Source organism: Rugamonas sp. FW305-51, from assembly GCF_058786935.1.
In genome coordinates this window covers 202672-218155 of record NZ_JBYSZG010000006.1, presented here as the reverse complement: position 1 = coordinate 218155, position 15484 = coordinate 202672, and the positions used below count along the sequence as shown (strand labels likewise).

16 protein-coding genes are annotated in these 15484 nt (G+C 62.6%); 10 read left to right on the top strand and 6 right to left on the bottom strand.

The genetic code is table 11. From position 1 onward, the window contains the following. Positions 1-13: 13 nt before the first annotated feature. From AC3WOS_RS07120 to AC3WOS_RS07110, 3 genes are read right to left on the bottom strand one after another with little or no spacing between them, the layout of a single operon-like run. Positions 14-853 carry a DUF3106 domain-containing protein gene (locus AC3WOS_RS07120; RefSeq protein WP_492715182.1) on the bottom strand — a complete coding sequence of 280 codons (840 nt, stop codon included), beginning with the start codon at positions 851-853 and terminating at the stop codon, positions 14-16. A gap of 2 nt (positions 854-855) precedes the next feature. Beyond that, on the bottom strand, positions 856-1275 hold the full coding sequence (locus AC3WOS_RS07115) for a DUF3619 family protein (protein ID WP_492715181.1): 420 nt from the start codon (positions 1273-1275) through the stop codon (positions 856-858). Further along, positions 1272-1841 carry an RNA polymerase sigma factor gene (locus tag AC3WOS_RS07110; RefSeq protein WP_492715180.1) on the bottom strand — a complete coding sequence of 190 codons (570 nt, stop codon included), beginning with the start codon at positions 1839-1841 and terminating at the stop codon, positions 1272-1274. Before AC3WOS_RS07110 ends, AC3WOS_RS07115 begins: the two co-directional genes overlap by 4 nt. A gap of 516 nt (positions 1842-2357) precedes the next feature. Here AC3WOS_RS07110 and AC3WOS_RS07105 point away from each other — a divergent pair. Genes AC3WOS_RS07105 through ilvC form a run of 3 tightly spaced genes read left to right on the top strand, consistent with a single transcriptional unit; the run spans position 2358 to position 5655 of the window. Continuing rightward, entirely contained in the window at positions 2358-4088 is a 1731-nt protein-coding gene (locus AC3WOS_RS07105) for an acetolactate synthase 3 catalytic subunit (protein WP_492715179.1), read from the top strand. A 1-nt stretch (position 4089) separates the two neighbouring features. Further along, a complete protein-coding gene (gene ilvN, locus AC3WOS_RS07100; protein WP_093389534.1) occupies positions 4090-4581 on the top strand; it encodes an acetolactate synthase small subunit in 492 nt (163 codons plus the stop codon). 57 nt (positions 4582-4638) lie between these two features. After that, the gene (ilvC, locus tag AC3WOS_RS07095) at positions 4639-5655 is read left to right on the top strand and encodes a ketol-acid reductoisomerase (RefSeq protein ID WP_492715178.1); all 1017 of its coding nucleotides are present in this window, start codon (positions 4639-4641) and stop codon (positions 5653-5655) included. Between the two features lie 87 nt (positions 5656-5742). Here the strand turns inward: ilvC and AC3WOS_RS07090 are convergent, their stop codons facing one another. Together AC3WOS_RS07090 and AC3WOS_RS07085 are read right to left on the bottom strand one after the other, a co-directional pair. After that, positions 5743-5982 (bottom strand): BrnA antitoxin family protein, encoded by a 240-nt coding sequence (locus AC3WOS_RS07090; RefSeq protein ID WP_492715177.1) that lies wholly within the window; start codon positions 5980-5982, stop codon positions 5743-5745. Next, on the bottom strand, positions 5957-6247 hold the full coding sequence (locus AC3WOS_RS07085) for a BrnT family toxin (protein ID WP_492715176.1): 291 nt from the start codon (positions 6245-6247) through the stop codon (positions 5957-5959). The genes AC3WOS_RS07090 and AC3WOS_RS07085 overlap by 26 nt, the downstream gene beginning before the upstream one ends. A gap of 222 nt (positions 6248-6469) precedes the next feature. On the opposite strand from AC3WOS_RS07085, the gene AC3WOS_RS07080 reads away from it, so the two are divergent. From AC3WOS_RS07080 to AC3WOS_RS07060, 5 genes are all read left to right on the top strand, one after another. After that, positions 6470-7231 carry an SIMPL domain-containing protein gene (locus tag AC3WOS_RS07080; protein WP_492715175.1) on the top strand — a complete coding sequence of 254 codons (762 nt, stop codon included), beginning with the start codon at positions 6470-6472 and terminating at the stop codon, positions 7229-7231. A gap of 183 nt (positions 7232-7414) precedes the next feature. After that, on the top strand, positions 7415-8290 hold the full coding sequence (pssA, locus tag AC3WOS_RS07075) for a CDP-diacylglycerol--serine O-phosphatidyltransferase (RefSeq protein WP_492715174.1): 876 nt from the start codon (positions 7415-7417) through the stop codon (positions 8288-8290). A gap of 52 nt (positions 8291-8342) precedes the next feature. Next, positions 8343-9890 carry a 2-isopropylmalate synthase gene (locus AC3WOS_RS07070; protein WP_492715173.1) on the top strand — a complete coding sequence of 516 codons (1548 nt, stop codon included), beginning with the start codon at positions 8343-8345 and terminating at the stop codon, positions 9888-9890. Between the two features lie 349 nt (positions 9891-10239). Beyond that, positions 10240-11136: a haloalkane dehalogenase gene (locus AC3WOS_RS07065; protein ID WP_492715172.1), complete on the top strand. Its 897-nt coding sequence runs from the start codon at positions 10240-10242 to the stop codon at positions 11134-11136. Positions 11137-11226: 90 nt separating this feature from the next. Then, the gene (locus AC3WOS_RS07060) at positions 11227-11505 is read left to right on the top strand and encodes an acylphosphatase (RefSeq protein ID WP_492715171.1); all 279 of its coding nucleotides are present in this window, start codon (positions 11227-11229) and stop codon (positions 11503-11505) included. A gap of 14 nt (positions 11506-11519) precedes the next feature. Here the strand turns inward: AC3WOS_RS07060 and AC3WOS_RS07055 are convergent, their stop codons facing one another. After that, positions 11520-11990 (bottom strand): hypothetical protein, encoded by a 471-nt coding sequence (locus AC3WOS_RS07055; RefSeq protein ID WP_492715170.1) that lies wholly within the window; start codon positions 11988-11990, stop codon positions 11520-11522. A 185-nt stretch (positions 11991-12175) separates the two neighbouring features. On the opposite strand from AC3WOS_RS07055, the gene rpsO reads away from it, so the two are divergent. Both rpsO and pnp read left to right on the top strand, forming a co-directional pair. Beyond that, the gene (gene rpsO / locus AC3WOS_RS07050; protein ID WP_173594619.1) at positions 12176-12445 is read left to right on the top strand and encodes a 30S ribosomal protein S15; all 270 of its coding nucleotides are present in this window, start codon (positions 12176-12178) and stop codon (positions 12443-12445) included. 301 nt (positions 12446-12746) lie between these two features. After that, a complete protein-coding gene (pnp, locus tag AC3WOS_RS07045) occupies positions 12747-14861 on the top strand; it encodes a polyribonucleotide nucleotidyltransferase (protein ID WP_492715168.1) in 2115 nt (704 codons plus the stop codon). The last annotated feature ends 623 nt before the right edge of the window (positions 14862-15484 follow it).

Here is a 15484-nt window from a genome sequence, read left to right as displayed (position 1 = left end):
ACTCGGGGTGGGACTATTTGACATTCGTGGATGCGGGTGCGCTGGCCGGGTTGGCGGCCGGGGGCGTGGTGCCGGCCGGCGCCACGGACGCTGCCGGAGCGGCGCTGGTGCTGGCCGGTGCCGGCGTAGAGGCAGGCGCCGGTGCGGCGCCGGCGGCCGGCGCAGCCGCAGGGGCGCCCGTTGGCACGGCCGGTACCGTCGGCGTGGCCGTGATCGGCGCGATCGACGGCGGAGGCGTGACGTTCTTCTTGATCGGCGCCACCGTCTTCATCTTGCTTTGCTCCAGCGTGGGCAGGTTGGCCACCTGTTTCTTCACGGCGGCCGCCGCGGCCAGCTGTTGTTTCTGTTCGTCCGATAACTGCTGGTACTCTTCCCACTGGGCCGACTTGTTGCCCGAGCCGATCTTCTGGGTCCGGGCGAAATTCTCCCGCACCTGGCGCCGCTGTTCGGGCGTCATCGTGACCCATTCGTTCATGCGTTCACGCACGCGGGCCTGTTCGTCGGCCGTCATGGACGAGTAGCGGTTGGCGATCTTCAGCCATTTTTGCTTGCGCAAGCCTTCCATCTGGTCCCATTCCACTTGCAGGGGGAGCAGGGCTTGCTGTTGCAACGCGGTTAATTCCTTCCACAGGGGCTTGTCCAGTGCCTTGGGCGCGGCGCCATGCTGCTTGCCGCCCGTGCCAGGCTTGCCGGCGGCAGCCGATGCCGACGCCGACGGTGCGACCGCCGCGACGCTGGCCGCCGGTGCCGCCGGCGGCGGACGCGTGCCGACCCAGACCGTGCCGGCCACCGCTGCCATCACGCCTGCCGCCACCGCCACCCCCAGTTTTGCCCGACTGCTGAAACCTGTCATGCTTATTGCTCGCTTTGGGCGAGGTAGGCGTTAAAGCCGTGGTCCAGGTAGGCCGACAGCGGCAGCTCGTCCGACAGCACGGCCGCGTCCAGCTCGGCCAGTTCGGCGATGCGCTGTTGCTGTTCGTACTGATAGATGCCGATCAAGCCCGTCACCAGCACCAGCAGGGGGATCACCATGCTGGCCCGGCCCAGCCACGAGAATGGCTGCGAGAAGTAGCTGCCCAGGCTGCCCGTGCCGCCGGCGCCGGCCGTGGCCAGCGCCGCCTGCTTGACGCGCAGCGGCGCGTCGGCCTTCTTGCGGGCCATGGCTGCCTTGCGGGCCTGGGCCAGACGGTCCGTGGTCGATGCCGGCAGCTCGTCGAGCCGCTCGTTGAGCGCGTGCCGCACCTTGTATGCGAAATTGAGTTCTTCGGTATTCATAGTTTTATTCCCTTGGCCTGCAGCGCCTCGGCGAGTGTGTGAGTTGCTCGTGAGCAATGCGTTTTGACGCTCCCCTCGGAACAACCCATCGCTTCGGCCGTTTCGGCCACGTCCATATCTTGCCAGTAACGCATGAGGAAGGCTTCCCGTTGACGCGCGGGCAGTTTTTGTACTTCACTCTCGATCAGGGCCAGCATTTGCTGGCGTTCGACCTGGTCGGCGCTGGACTCGGCGGCAGCAGTACCCTGTTCGGCCTCGTAGGACTCCAGTATATCAAAGTCCTCATGGTCGTCGCCCGAGGGGCCCAGGCCCGAGAACAGGCTGACCCAGGTATTGCGTACTTTTTCTCGGCGGAAATAATCGAGGATGGTGGTCTGCAGGATGCGCTGGAACAGCATGGGCAGCTCGGCGGCCGGCTTGTCGCCGTATTTTTCGGCGAGCTTGATCATCGCGTCCTGCACGATGTCGAGTGCGGATTCGTCCTTGCGTACTGCGTAGACGGCTTGTTTAAAGGCGCGCCGCTCGACGTTTTCTAGAAAGTCGGATAATTCTTTGTCTGTTGCCATGCGTCGTGGAGCGTTTTGCCGGGGATGCCGGAATCTGGGGGCGCGAAGGCCGGGAGTGTTGCGTGTGACGTTTTGTAAAAACTGAGCGCATGCTAGCAAAAATTGGCCGTTTACGCATGTTTTTTGCATGCCGGCGCACCAGAATGGCGCCCGGCGCATAATTTTGCTTGCCCAAACGGCCGTGCCGGTGGTACCGTATGGGACGCTTTGAACACCCCGAAGCTCTATGGTCTGGTCGCCGCTGGCACACAACGCCGCAATCGACACGACGCGCTTTCATATGTAGGCAGTTTGCTCTAACCCGCGCCACAAGCGCGAGAGGTACGCACAACCGCTACAGATCAATCCGGCCAAACGAGTTTGCGTCCAGCGACGCCTTGTACGCTATCTACGGCTAGCGGAAGAGGCACCGTGAGCGCATCGAAAAGGGAAGCAGGGCAAAGCTGTAGCAGTACGCATACTTCGCTAGGACAGAGCATCCGATCAATCTCCAATGGACCTTGAAAGGAATGTTTCATGAATACCGAAGCAGCAGGAAATCAACTCACAGGCGCGGAAATCGTCGTGCGCTGCCTGGCCGAAGAGGGCGTTGAGCACGTCTTTGGCTACCCGGGCGGTGCCGTTCTGTACATTTACGACGCCATCTTCAAGCAAGACAAATTCCAACACATACTGGTACGCCACGAGCAGGCCGCGATCCATGCCGCCGATGCCTATTCGCGCAGCTCGCAGAAAGTCGGCGTCGCCCTGGTGACCTCCGGTCCCGGTGTGACCAATGCCGTCACGGGCCTGTCGACCGCCTACATGGACTCGATCCCGATGGTGGTCATTTCGGGCCAGGTGCCCAGCCACGCGATTGGCCAGGATGCGTTCCAGGAATGCGACACGGTCGGTATCACCCGTCCCGTCGTCAAGCACAATTTCCTCGTCAAGGACGTCAAGGACTTGGCGGAAACCATCAAGAAAGCCTTCTACATTGCCCGTACCGGCCGTCCCGGCCCCGTGCTGGTCGATATTCCGAAGGATATCTCGATGCACAAGACCACCTTCTCGTACCCGAAAGAGGTCGAGATGCGGTCCTACAAACCGGTCGACAAGGGCCATTCGGGCCAGATCCGCAAGGCCGTGCAGCTGCTGCTGCAAGCCGAGCGCCCCATGATCTACACCGGCGGCGGCGTGATCCTGGCCAATGCCTCGCCCGAGCTGAACAAGCTGGTCGACAAGCTGGGCTTCCCCGTCACCAATACGCTGATGGGCCTGGGCGCCTACCGCGCCAGCGACGAGAAGTTCGTCGGCATGCCCGGCATGCACGGCACCTATGAAGCGAACATGGCGATGCAGCACTGCGACGTCCTGATCGCCATCGGCGCCCGCTTCGACGACCGCGTGATCGGCAACCCGAAACACTTCGCCAGCCACCCGCGCAAGATCATCCACGTGGACATCGATCCATCGTCCATTTCCAAGCGCGTCAAGGTCGACATTCCCATCGTCGGCAACGTCAAGGACGTGCTGATCGAATTCCTGGCCCAGCTCGACGCGGCCGAGACCAAGCCCAACGCGCCTGCGCTCAAGGACTGGTGGAAGCAGATCAACGAGTGGCGCGGTCGCGAGTGCCTCAAGTATCCGACTTCGGACCTGGTGATCAAGCCCCAGGCCGTCGTGCAGAAGCTGTGGGAAGTGACCAAGGGCGACGCCTTCATCACCTCCGACGTGGGCCAGCACCAGATGTGGGCGGCCCAGTACTACCCGTTCGACAAACCCAAGCGCTGGGTCAACTCGGGCGGCCTGGGCACCATGGGTGTGGGCCTGCCGTACGCCATGGGCGTGCAGATGGCCAATCCGGATGCCACCGTCGCCTGCATCACGGGTGAAGGTTCGATCCAGATGTGCATCCAGGAACTGGCGACCTGCAAGCAGTACCACCTGACGCCGAAGATCATCATGCTCAACAACCGTTTCCTGGGCATGGTGCGGCAGTGGCAGCAGATCGACTACGGTTCGCGCTATTCCGAGTCCTACATGGATTCGCTGCCCAACTTCGAGAAGCTGGCCGAGGCCTATGGCCACGTCGGCATGCGCATCGAGAAACCGGGCGACGTGGAAAGCGCGCTCAAGGAAGCGTTTGGCATGAAAGACCGGCTGGTGTTCATGAACTTCATCACCGATCAATCTGAAAACGTATGGCCGATGGTGAAGGCGGGCAAGGGGCTCTCCGAAATGCTGTTGGGTTCGGAGGACTTATAAGATGCGACACATTATCTCTGTATTGCTGGAAAATGAAGCGGGCGCGCTGTCGCGCGTGGTGGGCCTGTTCTCGGCCCGCGGCTACAACATCGAAACGCTGACCGTGGCGCCGACGGAAGACGCGACCCTGTCGCGCATGACCATCGTCACCAGCGGCTCGGACGACATCATCGAGCAGATCACCAAGCACCTGAACCGCCTGATCGAGGTGGTCAAGGTGGTGGACCTGACGGAAGGCGCCCACATCGAGCGCGAGCTCATGCTCATCAAGGTACGGGCCGTGGGCAAGGAACGCGAAGAAATGAAGCGTACCGCCGACATCTTCCGCGGCCGCATCATCGACGTGACGGAGAAGACGTACACGATCGAACTGACCGGCAACAAGGGCAAGCTCGACGCGTTCATCGATTCGATCGACCGTGCCTCCATCCTGGAGACGGTACGTACCGGCGGTTCCGGCATCGGACGCGGCGAACGCATCCTCAAGGTTTAACCGGACGTCCCTGACGCACGGCTTCAAACAAACAATACCCCAAATATAGGAATTATCATGAAAGTTTTCTACGACAAAGACGCTGACCTCTCCCTGATCAAGGGCAAAAACGTGGCCATCATCGGCTACGGCTCGCAGGGCCACGCCCACGCGCAAAACCTGAGCGACTCCGGCGTCAACGTCACCGTGGGCTTGCGCAAGGGCGGCGCCTCGTGGACCAAGGTCGAGAAGGCCGGCCTGAAAGTGGCGGAAGTGAACGACGCCGTCAAGGCCGCCGACGTCATCATGATCCTGCTGCCGGACGAGAACATCGCCCAGGTCTACAACGAAAACGTGGCGCCATACGCCAAGCAGGGCGCCGTGCTGGCCTTCGCCCACGGCTTCAACGTGCACTACGGCCAAGTCGTGCCACGCGCCGACCTGGACGTGATCATGGTTGCACCCAAGGCCCCAGGCCACACCGTGCGCGCCACCTACACCCAGGGTGGCGGCGTGCCGCACCTGGTCGCCGTGTACCAGGACAAGTCCGGCATCGCCCGCGACATCGCCCTGTCGTACGCTTCGGCCAACGGCGGCGGCCGTGCCGGCATCATCGAAACCAACTTCCGTGAAGAGACGGAAACCGACCTGTTCGGCGAACAGGCCGTGCTGTGCGGCGGCGCCGTGGAACTGATCAAGGCCGGTTTCGAGACCCTGGTCGAAGGCGGCTACGCTCCCGAGATGGCTTACTTCGAGTGCCTGCACGAACTGAAGCTGATCGTCGACCTGATCTACGAAGGCGGCATCGCCAACATGAACTACTCGATCTCGAACAACGCCGAATACGGCGAGTACGTGACGGGCCCGAAAGTGGTCACCTCGGCCACCAAGGATGCGATGCGTCAGTGCCTGAAGGACATCCAGACCGGCGAATACGCCAAGTCCTTCATCCTGGAAAACAAGGCCGGTGCCCCGACCCTGATTTCGCGCCGCCGCCTGACGGCTGAGCACCAGATCGAAGAAGTGGGCGCCAAGCTGCGCGCCATGATGCCTTGGATCGCCAAGAACAAGATGGTCGACCAGTCGAAGAACTAAGCTGCATCTTCGCCACGTAAAGAAGCCGGGATGCGTTCCCGGCTTTTTTTCGCCCGGCCGTGTCTGGCGCAGTGTTCGGCCCAGTGTTCAGATTTCGCTCAGGCGCTCGGCCATGCGCGTTTGCCAGCCCGGCCCGGTGGCTTTCCAGCGGGCGATCACGTCGGCCGGGAGGCGCAGGGAAATCAGCTGGCGGGGATGGGCGAGCCGGGGGCGTCCACCCTTGTTCACCGTGCCATGCACCAGCATGTCGTCGGTAATTTCAGGCAGCTCGAGGTATTCCTCGGGCTGGATGTGATGGGCGTCAACCTGCGCCAGATCCGATCCCAAGGAGTGGAGCGATGCGCTTTTTTTCGCGTTCATTGGCTTTCCTCATGCTAAAAATGTGGCGTCCGGTTAAACGCGGCGTGTAGCCAATCACGACCATGCGGCCAGATAGCAGGCCGTAGCAAATGATGCGGCGTTCGCCGTAGTCTTTGCGTGCATCCTCGACTTCGAACGTTGTGCCCGCAAAGACGCGTTGGGCGTCCGCAAAATCAAGGCCGCGCTCGGTCAATGTCTTGTCGCGCTTGCCCGTATCGTAGGTCACACGCATAAGGTTATTGTAGATACGAAAACTACGTGTTGCAAGAACAGCGGATATGGTGCACGATGGCCGACGCGGCAGTGAGGCATGATCTGCGCATGACAGCACACGTGCACAAGTAGCGTATTGATCGTGCTTGAATGTAGTTACAAAAGCTCACCAGTTGTTACTGGCCTCCGCGGCAAGATCGGGTACAGTGCTGCTTGTCTATATTTCAACCTGGAGCAAGCCATGACCGTCATCCACAAACTCGCCGCCGTTGCCGCCGTTTCCTTTGCCCTGGCCGCGCAGGCGGCTCCGCCCGAACCGTTGCCGACAGCCGGCACGCTGGTGGTGGTGCCCGCCTTCGGCGAAGTCAAGCACGCCAACGACATGGCACTGGCCGTGCTGGCCGTGGAAGAGCAGGACAAGGACAAGGCTGCCGCCGCCTCGCGCGTCAACCAGAAAATGAAGCAGGGCCTGGAGCTCGTCAAGCAGGCCGACCCGCAGGCCAGCCTGAAAACCCAGGGCTATTACACCTATCCCGTCTATCCGGAAGAGCGCCCCATGCCCAACGGCGTGGCGCCCAAGCCGCGCGTGCCCACCGCCTGGCGCGTGGGCCAGTACCTGCAAGTGAGCACCACCAACCTGGCCGGCCTGCCCAAGACGGTGGCCGCCGCCCAGCGCATCCTGAGCCTGAACAGCCTGCAGTTCGGCCTGACCCCGGAAACGACCAAAAAGCTCGACGACCAGCGCATCGCCGCCACCTACCAGAACCTGAACGAGCGCGTGGCCTCGATCGCCGCCGCCATGGGCCGCAAGGTGAGCGACGCCGTGCTCGACACGGTGGACTTCGAAGGCTCCGGCAACTACGCCCAGCAGAGCGAGCGGGCCGCGCCCATGATGATGCGGGCCGGTAAAATGATGGACAGCGCCGAAGTGGCCGAACCGAGCTTCGAGCCGGGCGAGACGACGCTGCAGATGCACCTGGTGGGCAAGGTGAAGTTCAAGTAAGGGCAAGGCGTGCCAGGCGGCCTGGCCGGGCAGAGGGCAGGGCAGAGGCGAGGACAGAGCGCAGGACAGCGGGCGGCCCGGTGCGCCAGTCCCTTTTTTGTTGTCTCGTCCTCTATAATGATGGCGCAACACGCTGACAAAAATAACGCGCGCACCGCCCGCAGCACTTAGAATTGGAACAATATGGCCACTTTCCCCCGTCGCAGAGCCAAGAACGGCGCCAACCAGGCCGCCAAGGCGCCCAAGCTGTCCCGCCTGGGTCGCTTCGCACGCCAGCCGCTGGCCGAGGGCGCCGTCAAGCCCCGTCCGCGCGGGATCTACCTGCTGCCCAATGCCTTCACCACGGCCGCCCTGTTCTGCGGCTTCTACGCCATCGTGATGGCCATGAACCAGCGTTTCGAGCATTCGGCCTGGGCCATCTTCATCGCCATGGTGCTCGACGGCCTGGACGGGCGCATCGCCCGCCTGACCAACACCCAGAGCGAATTCGGTGCCCAGTACGATAGCTTGTCGGACATGGTGTCGTTCGGCGCCGCGCCGGCGCTGGTGGTCTATGAATGGTCGCTGCGCGGCCTGGGCAAGCTGGGCTGGATCGCCGCCTTCGTCTATTGCGCCGGCGCCGCGCTGCGCCTGGCCCGTTTCAACACCAACATCGAAGTGGTCGACAAGCGCTTCTTCCAGGGCTTGCCCAGCCCGGCCGCGGCCGCGCTGGTGGCCGGCTTCATCCTGCTGATGGTGGACCAGGAAGTGTCGGGCATCGAACTGCGCTGGGTGTCGTGGAGCATCGCCGTGTTCGCTGGCCTGACCATGGTCACCAACGTGCCGTTCTACAGCTTCAAGGATGTCAATTTCCGCAAGTCGGTGCCGTTCATTGCCGTGTTCCTGATCGCGCTGATGTTCGCACTGGTTTCGATCGACCCGCCCAAGGTCCTGTTCCCCATCTTCATCGCCTACGGCCTGTCCGGCTATGCCGTCTCGGCCTGGCGGGTGGCCAAGGGCAAGCCGGTCAGCCTGATCCCGACCGACGACGAACCGGTCGACCCGAGCGAGCGCCGCTGATTGCGGCGGGCGGTCGGCCCAGAGATATTTTGTGTAACGCCACGGAGCCATCATGAGTAACCTGTCCAACCGCCTGATCATCTTTGACACCACCCTGCGCGACGGCGAGCAATCGCCGGGCGCCTCGATGACCAGGGATGAAAAGATCCGCATCGCCAAGCAGCTCGAACGCTTGCGCGTGGACGTGATCGAAGCCGGTTTTGCCGCCGCCTCGCAAGGCGATTTCGAATCGATCAAGGCCATCGCCGGCGCGGTGCGCGAGTCGACCATCTGCTCGCTGTCGCGCGCCAACGACCGCGACATCTCGCGCGCGGCCGAAGCGCTGGCCCCGGCCGAGCGCAAGCGCATCCACACCTTCATCGCCACCTCGCCGCTGCACATGGAAATGAAGCTGCGCATGCTGCCCGAGCAGGTGCTGGAGCAGGCCAAGAACGCGGTGCGCTTCGCCCGCCAGTTCACCGACGATATCGAATTCAGCCCGGAAGACGGCAGCCGTTCGGACGAGGACTTCCTGTGCCGCGTGCTCGAAGGGGTGATCGCCGAAGGCGCCACCACCATCAACTTCCCCGACACGGTGGGCTACGCAGTGCCGGAAATCTTCGGCGAGACCATCCGCCGCCTGCGCGAGCGCATCCCCAATTCCGACAAGGCCATCTGGTCCGTGCACTGCCACAACGACCTGGGACTGGCCGTGGCCAACTCGCTGGCCGGCGTGATGATAGGCGGCGCGCGCCAGATCGAATGCACCATCAACGGCCTGGGCGAACGGGCCGGCAATACGGCGCTGGAAGAAGTGGTGATGGCGCTGCGCACGCGCCAGGCCTATTACAACCTGCAGGTGGGGATCGACACCACCCAGATCGTGGCGGCCTCCAAGATGGTGTCGCAGATCACGGGCTTCGCCGTGCAGCCCAACAAGGCCGTGGTGGGCGCCAACGCCTTCGCGCACGCCTCCGGCATCCACCAGGACGGCATCCTGAAGGCGCGCGAGACGTACGAGATCATGCGCGCCGAAGACGTGGGCTGGACCGCCAACAAGATCGTGCTGGGCAAGCTGTCGGGCCGCAACGCCTTCAAGCAGCGCCTGCAGGAACTGGGCATCGAGCTCGATTCGGAAGCGGAAGTGAATGCCGCCTTCGGCCGCTTCAAGGAGCTGGCCGACCGCAAGTCCGACATCTTCGACGAAGACATCATGGCCCTGGTGTCGGACGAGCAGCAATCGCAGGACAAGGAGCATTACCGCTTCGTGTCGCTGGCGCAGCGCTCCGAGACGGGCGAGACGCCGACGGCCAAGGTGGTGTTCTCCATCGACGGCCAAGAATACAGCTGCGAAGGCCGCGGCGACGGTCCGGTGGACGCCACCGTGAACGCCATCGAAGGCCAGGCCGCCAGCGGTGCCGAACTGGTGCTGTTCTCGGTCAACGCCATCAGCACCGGCACCCAGTCGCAGGGCGAGGTGACCATGCGCCTGTCCAAGGAAGGGCGCATCGTCAACGGCGTGGGCGCCGATCCCGACATCATCGTGGCCTCGGCCAAGGCGTACCTGTCGGCGCTCAACAAGCTGCACTCGAAGATCGAACGGGTCAATCCGCAGATCTGACGCCTTGCCCGCCCTGGCGCACAGTCGCCGGGGCGGGGCGGCGGCCGGCGCACGCAAGCCGGCCGCCGGTACATCATTTCCGCTTCAATTCCATCTCCTGTATCAGTTGTATCAGCTCACCGCCTGAAACGGTGCGCATCGCCTTTCGCTTGGCCACCGACAGGCGGGGCGGGCAAAATGACAAGCGTTTGTCAGAAAATAACAAGCCGGCGCAAGGTGCACCTTGGACAATGGCGTTCAAAGCCAGAGCGAAAGTTCATACCGAACTTCGATGGCGGCGCTTCTATCCGCTGCCGCGCAACTGCGCAACCCATACGCCGACATCGCTCGGCTGCATACTGAGGAGACCATGGTGCAGATACTGCGCACGCCAGACAGCCGTTTTAATGACTTGAAGGATTATCCCTTCCTTCCCCACTATCACCAGATCACGCCGGAACTGCGCCTGCATTACGTGGACGAAGGCCCGCGCGATGCGCCGCCGGTGCTGATGCTGCACGGCGAGCCCACCTGGTCGTACCTGTACCGGCACATGATAGGCCCGGTGGCCGCGGCCGGCATGCGGGTGCTGGCACCGGACCTGATCGGCTTTGGCAAGTCGGACAAGCCGAGCGAACGCAGCGACTACAGCTACGCCGGCCAAGTGGCCTGGCTGCGCCACTGGATCGAAGCGCTGGACCTGCGCGACATCACCCTCGTATGCCAGGACTGGGGCTCGCTGTTCGGCTTGCGCCTGGCGGCGGAGATGCCGGAGCGCTTCAGCCGTATCGTACTGAGCAACGGTGGCCTGCCGGCCGGGACCGGCATGTCCGCCATGTTCCGCATCTGGCGCGCGTTCTCGCGCCATAGCCCGTGGTTCCCGATCGGCCGCATCGTCCAGGGCGGCACCAAGCGCCGCATGTCGCGCGACGAGATCGCCGCCTACGACGCGCCTTTCCCAGACAGCAGCTACACGGCTGCCGCCCGTATCTACCCGTCGCTGGTGCCGGTGGAGGCAGATAACGTGGCCGTGCCCGACCAGCGCCGCGCCTGGAGCGTGTATGACGGCTGGAGCAAGCCCTTCCTGTGCTGCTACAGCGATGGCGACCCCATCACGCGCGGCCTGGATGCCGAGTTCATCCGCCGGATACCGGGCGCCCGGGGCCAGCCCCACACCACCTTGCGCGGCGGTCACTTCATCCAGGAAGATGACCCGGCCGCCTTTGCGCAGCTGGTGGTGCAGGCCTGCCGGCAGGGCGCCCGCTGACCGTGGCGTCGCCGGTGCGCCACGGTGTGCCGCCGACGCGGTAGTATGGTGGCGGCGATGATGCCATTTATCGGACGGGCGAGGCGGCGGATGGCTAAACGGTTGCTGATAGAAGGGCGGGTGCAGGGCGTCGGTTATCGCGCCTCGTTCGCGGACCAGGCCGTGGCGCTGGGCCTGGCGGGCTGGGTGCGCAACTGCCGCGACGGTTCGGTGGAGGCCTGCGTCGACGGTGAACTGGCGGCGCTGGAGGCCATCATCGTGTGGGCCAGGCGCGGCCCGCCGGCCGCGCAGGTGCGCCATGTCGCCATCGAGGAGGTCGGTACGGACGAGCTGTCCGGCGGGCCGTTCCGGATTTTGTCCACGCGCTAGGGCGCGGCCGTCGGCTAGCGGTTGCGGCGCGACTCCCGCTCCGGATCGGGGCCGTTGGTCATCTTGCCCACCGTGCCGTCGGCCGCGAATTCCACGTACATGACGGAATTCCACACATCCTGCTCCTTGTAGCGGTACATCCACACGTCGGCCGGGCTGTAGGCGAAGCGCAGCACCTCGGCCGGGCGGCCAAAGGTATGCAGGATGGTGTCGCGGTTGTCGCGGCCGATGCGCACGGCGCCGAAACGGGCGCTGGTGAGTACCTGCTCATATGATACGAGCCGGCCCTGCGGGTCGAGGCGGGCCATGTAGGTGTACTGGCCGGACGGCCCGCGCGCATATTCCAGCAGCGTGTCGGCGCCGTCGCGGTAGGTCGCGGTAGGCGTGCCGAGCGTGGCCCGTACGGCCGCCTCCGGCTCGCCCGGGGCCGGTACGGCGCCGCCCCAGCCTGCGCAAGCGCTTGCCAGCGCGGATAAAATTGCCAAAGTGATTACGTTTTTCATCTCGCCACGCTCCAGATCAAGGAGAAGACAGCAAGAATTGTAGCCAACACTGGCAATGCGCGCCGTTTTTCCGATATACTTGCGGGTCTGGTCTTCGGGCCGGTTTTTTTTGAAGTTCACGATGCGTAGGGTCCAGACTCTGTGCACCGCATGTTAAAGGTAAAATCATGACCGTAGAAAACATCAACAAAGCCGCGATCATCGCGGACAACGCCCGTGGTCAAAACGACACCGGCTCCCCGGAAGTTCAAGTTGCGCTGCTGACCGCACGCATCAACGAACTGAACGGCCACTTCAAGGCCCACAGCAAGGATCACCACTCGCGCCGCGGCCTGATCATGATGGTCAACCGTCGTAAGAGCCTGCTGTCTTACCTGAAGGGTAAAGATGCAACCCGTTATCGCGATCTGATCGCTAAACTCGGCCTGCGTAAGTAATTTTTGCGCCTCCCGGTTTAAACCGAAATGCCTGCGCCAGTTCTCTGACGCGGGCATTTTGTCATTTGGCCCGGCATTTTATTGCTAAGAGGAACAGCCTCTTGGCACCGCAACATGGCATTCCCGAATACGCAAGACCCCGGTTTTGTAGCAGAGCAGTAGAGCAGTAGAGCAGTAGCAGTGAGCAGTGCAAGAGCAGTGAAAGAGCAGTAAAGGCGGACCATCTTACAAGGAGACGCCGCCTGTGGTGAGGTGAACGACAGCCCCTGAAAATCTGTCGGCAAATAGAAAGGGAATACCCATGTTTAACAAAGTTACGAAAACCTTCCAGTACGGTCAACACCAGGTCACGCTGGAAACCGGCGAAATCGCCCGCCAGGCATCTGGCGCCGTCATGGTATCGATTGAAGATACCGTGATCCTGGCCACCGTGGTGGCACGCAAGGACGCCAAGCCAGGTCAGGACTTCTTCCCGCTGACCGTCGATTACGTTGAAAAGACCTATGCCGCGGGCAAGATCCCCGGCGGTTTCTTCAAGCGCGAAGGCCGTCCTTCGGAAAAAGAAACGCTCACTTCCCGCCTGATCGACCGTCCTATCCGTCCGCTGTTCCCGGAAGGTTACCTGAATGAAGTGCAGATCATCATTCACGTACTGTCGGTCAACCCTGAAATCGATCCGGACATCCCTGCCATGATCGGCGCTTCGGCCGCCCTGTGCATTTCCGGCGTGCCGTTCAACGGCCCGATCGGCGCCGCCCGCGTCGGTTACGCCAATGGCCAGTACATCCTGAACCCGACCGTCGAGCAACTGAAGACGTCGCAGATGGACCTGGTGGTGGCCGGTACCGAAACGGCCGTGCTGATGGTCGAATCGGAAGCGAAGCAACTGTCGGAAGAAATCATGCTGGGCGCCGTGGTGTTCGGCCACGACCAGATGAAGGCCGTGATCGACGCGATCCACGAGCTGGTGCGCGACGGCGGCAAGCCGGAAGTGGAATGGGCGCCGCCAGCCAAGAACGAAGCGCTGATCGCCCGCGTGGCGCACTTCGCCGAAGCGAAAATCCGCGATGCTTACCTGACCAAGGACAAGCAGGAGCGTACCGCCAAGCTGAAGGCCGCGACCAATGAAGTGATGGCCGACCTGGCCGCCGAAGCGACCGCCGAGGCACCGGATGCGGCCGAAGTGGGCAACATCCTGTTCGACATGGAAGCGAAGATCGTGCGCTCCCAGATCCTGGACGGCGAGCCACGCATCGACGGCCGCGACACCCGCACCGTGCGTCCGATCGCGATCCGCACCTCGGTGCTGCCACGCACCCACGGCTCGGCCCTGTTCACCCGCGGCGAAACGCAGGCGCTGGTGGTAGCCACCCTGGGCACCGCGCGCGACAGCCAGAAGATCGACGCGCTGATGGGCGAGTTCACCGACTCGTTCATGCTGCACTACAACATGCCACCGTTCGCCACCGGCGAAACGGGCCGCGTGGGTACGCCCAAGCGCCGCGAAATCGGCCACGGCCGCCTGGCCAAGCGCGCGCTGATCGCCGCGCTGCCATCGGCTGACGAGTTCAGCTACTCGGTGCGCCTGGTGTCGGAAATCACGGAATCGAACGGTTCCTCGTCGATGGCTTCCGTCTGCGGCGGCTGCCTGGCGCTGATGGATGCCGGCGTGCCGATGAAAGAGCACGTGGCCGGTATCGCCATGGGCCTGATCAAGGAAGGCGGCAAGTTCGCCGTGCTGTCGGACATCCTGGGTGACGAAGACCACCTGGGCGACATGGACTTCAAGGTAGCCGGTACCCGCAACGGTATCACGGCACTGCAGATGGACATCAAGATCATGGGCATCACCAAGGAAATCATGCAAGTGGCACTGGCGCAAGCCAAGGAAGGCCGCGAGCACATCCTGGGCGAAATGCAGAAGGCCATGCCGCACGTGAAGACCGAGCTGTCGGACTTCGCACCGCGCCTGATCACCATCAAGATCAACCCAGAGAAGATCCGTGACGTGATCGGCAAGGGCGGCGCCGTGATCCGCGCGCTGACCGAAGAGACCGGCACCCAGATCGACATCAGCGACGAAGGCGTGGTCACCATCGCCTCCGTGGACGCTGCTGCCGGCCAGGAAGCCAAGCGCCGCATCGAAGAGCTGACCGCCTCGGTCGAAGTGGGCAAGACCTACGACGGCGTAGTCCTGAAGCTGCTGGACTTCGGCGCGATCGTGCAAGTCATGCCGGGCAAGGATGGCCTGCTGCACATCTCGCAGATCGCCAACGAGCGCGTGAACGCCGTGGCCGACTACCTGAAAGAAGGCCAGGCAGTGCGCGTCAAGGTCCTGGAAACGGACGACCGCGGTCGCCTGAAGCTGTCGATGAAAGCCGCCGCTGAAGAAGGTGGCGCTGCCGCCGCCCAGTAATCGGTTCGGCTTAGGCTGAAACAAAAAACCGCCAGTGCGTGAGCCTGGCGGTTTTTTTTTTGGGGGCTTTTCTTGGATTGCCGGGAAACTCGGCTTTGATCTTCGGGAGATGAGGATGGGGAAATGGGGACGGAAATGGGGACGTACCCCTTTTTTGTACCCCTTTTTTGGGTTTTTTCACGGATTAGCGGGAGACAGCACGGGGCTGGAGGGGGCCGGTCTTCTTTTTGTCCCCGCTATCTAATTCGGTCGAAATTATGCGATTCCCGGCTAATCGTGTCCAGAATTTCCAGTTCGCCACATTCTGTAGACTTCTATCGACTCCGCAAAGCAACCCCAGGACCGAATTAGACTTTTCGCCGCCGCGGTTTAGACCGATGTGGAGAGGCAACGGCAACTTATAGCCTGCCTAGTCTTTCGTCAAATCACATCCTGCAAATTGCGGCACGGAATTGGCTTGCCTGGCGTCCACGTTTCTCTTCCACTTTAATCAGTCTACAAATTGGACAGTGGCATCGGAAGCTGGTTCGCTTTAGACTTTCACGTCAAAAAAAGCGACCAGATTAGACTCTGGCCTGGATTTCGTAGACAGTTATGGACTGGCGCGTGGAAATTCCAGCCCG

Coding starts and splice junctions, on each gene's coding strand:
- AC3WOS_RS07120 (WP_492715182.1), bottom strand. CDS start 853: ATGACAGGTTTCAGCAGTCGGGCAAAACTGGGGGTGGCGGTGGCGGCA.
- AC3WOS_RS07115 (WP_492715181.1), bottom strand. CDS start 1,275: ATGAATACCGAAGAACTCAATTTCGCATACAAGGTGCGGCACGCGCTC.
- AC3WOS_RS07110 (WP_492715180.1), bottom strand. CDS start 1,841: ATGGCAACAGACAAAGAATTATCCGACTTTCTAGAAAACGTCGAGCGG.
- AC3WOS_RS07105 (WP_492715179.1), top strand. CDS start 2,358: ATGAATACCGAAGCAGCAGGAAATCAACTCACAGGCGCGGAAATCGTC.
- ilvN (WP_093389534.1), top strand. CDS start 4,090: ATGCGACACATTATCTCTGTATTGCTGGAAAATGAAGCGGGCGCGCTG.
- ilvC (WP_492715178.1), top strand. CDS start 4,639: ATGAAAGTTTTCTACGACAAAGACGCTGACCTCTCCCTGATCAAGGGC.
- AC3WOS_RS07085 (WP_492715176.1), bottom strand. CDS start 6,247: ATGCGTGTGACCTACGATACGGGCAAGCGCGACAAGACATTGACCGAG.
- AC3WOS_RS07080 (WP_492715175.1), top strand. CDS start 6,470: ATGACCGTCATCCACAAACTCGCCGCCGTTGCCGCCGTTTCCTTTGCC.
- pssA (WP_492715174.1), top strand. CDS start 7,415: ATGGCCACTTTCCCCCGTCGCAGAGCCAAGAACGGCGCCAACCAGGCC.
- AC3WOS_RS07070 (WP_492715173.1), top strand. CDS start 8,343: ATGAGTAACCTGTCCAACCGCCTGATCATCTTTGACACCACCCTGCGC.
- AC3WOS_RS07065 (WP_492715172.1), top strand. CDS start 10,240: ATGGTGCAGATACTGCGCACGCCAGACAGCCGTTTTAATGACTTGAAG.
- AC3WOS_RS07060 (WP_492715171.1), top strand. CDS start 11,227: ATGGCTAAACGGTTGCTGATAGAAGGGCGGGTGCAGGGCGTCGGTTAT.
- rpsO (WP_173594619.1), top strand. CDS start 12,176: ATGACCGTAGAAAACATCAACAAAGCCGCGATCATCGCGGACAACGCC.
- pnp (WP_492715168.1), top strand. CDS start 12,747: ATGTTTAACAAAGTTACGAAAACCTTCCAGTACGGTCAACACCAGGTC.